We start from the raw sequence: 1,124 nt of genomic DNA on the forward strand, positions 1-1,124 counted from the left end.
ACCAGGGCCGCCGCCAGACCTCCTTCGCCGAGGTCGAGGTGCTGCCCGTCGTCGAGACCACCGACCACATCGAGATCCCCGAGGGCGAGATCCGCGTCGACGTGTACCGCTCCTCGGGCCCGGGCGGCCAGTCGGTCAACACCACCGACTCCGCGGTCCGCCTGACCCACATCCCGACCGGCATCGTGGTCACCTGCCAGAACGAGAAGTCGCAGCTGCAGAACAAGATCTCGGCCATGCGGGTGCTGCAGGCCAAGCTGCTCGAGCGCAAGCGGCAGGAAGAACGCGCCCAGATGGACGCGCTCAAGACCAACGAGGGCGCGTCCTGGGGCAACCAGATGCGCTCCTACGTGCTGCACCCGTACCAGATGGTCAAGGATCTGCGCACCAACTACGAGGTCAACAACCCCTCCGCCGTACTCGACGGCGACATCGATGCTTTCATCGAAGCCGGAATTCGTTGGCGCATGCGAGAGCAGTCGGCCAACTAGATCAACTCGGCTCGCCCGCTCCGCACGACGGAGGGGAGCGGAGGCACTATGAACACAGAATTCGGGAATTGGCTGCGGTCCAGCGGTTTGGAGATCGTGCTGCTCATCGTGGGCACCATGCTCTTCAGCCGCGGCGCGAACTACGTGCGGGACCGGATCACCCGGCGCATCGACGCCGGATTCCGCAGCAGTGACTCGCTGGTGCGATCGGAGGCGTCCAAGCATCGGCACGCGCTGGCCCAGGTGATCACCTGGGTGGTGCTGTCCATCGTCTACTTCCTGGTCTCGCTGGAAGTGTTGCGGCGCTTGGGCTTCGAGCTGGGCGGACTGGTCGCCCCGGCCGCCGTGCTGGGTGCCGCGCTGGGTTTCGGCGCGCAGCGCATCGTGCAGGATCTGCTCGCGGGATTCTTCCTCATCACCGAAAGGCAGTACGGCTTCGGCGATGTCGTGCGGATCGCGGTCAGCGGGAACTCCGCGGAGGCCGAGGGTACGGTGGAGGACGTCACGCTGCGCATCACCACCTTGCGCAGCGCGGACGGCGAAGTGGTCATCGTTCCCAACGGTCAGATCGTGAAAGTGACCAACCTGTCCAAGGATTGGGCGCGCGCCGCCATCGATGTGCCGGTGCCCGCC

2 protein-coding genes are annotated in these 1,124 nt (G+C 65.8%); both read left to right on the top strand.

Translation table 11 applies throughout. The features are described from left to right. Positions 1-491: peptide chain release factor-like protein (locus ACIRS4_RS38300; RefSeq protein ID WP_404204904.1), on the top strand; the 491-nt coding region annotated here is incomplete at its 5' end. A 48-nt stretch (positions 492-539) separates the two neighbouring features. Continuing rightward, positions 540-1,124: mechanosensitive ion channel family protein (locus ACIRS4_RS38305; RefSeq protein WP_404204906.1), on the top strand; the 585-nt coding region annotated here is incomplete at its 3' end.

Source organism: Streptomyces sp. NPDC101166, assembly GCF_044768125.1.
Classification (GTDB): Bacteria; Actinomycetota; Actinomycetes; order Streptomycetales; family Streptomycetaceae; genus Streptomyces.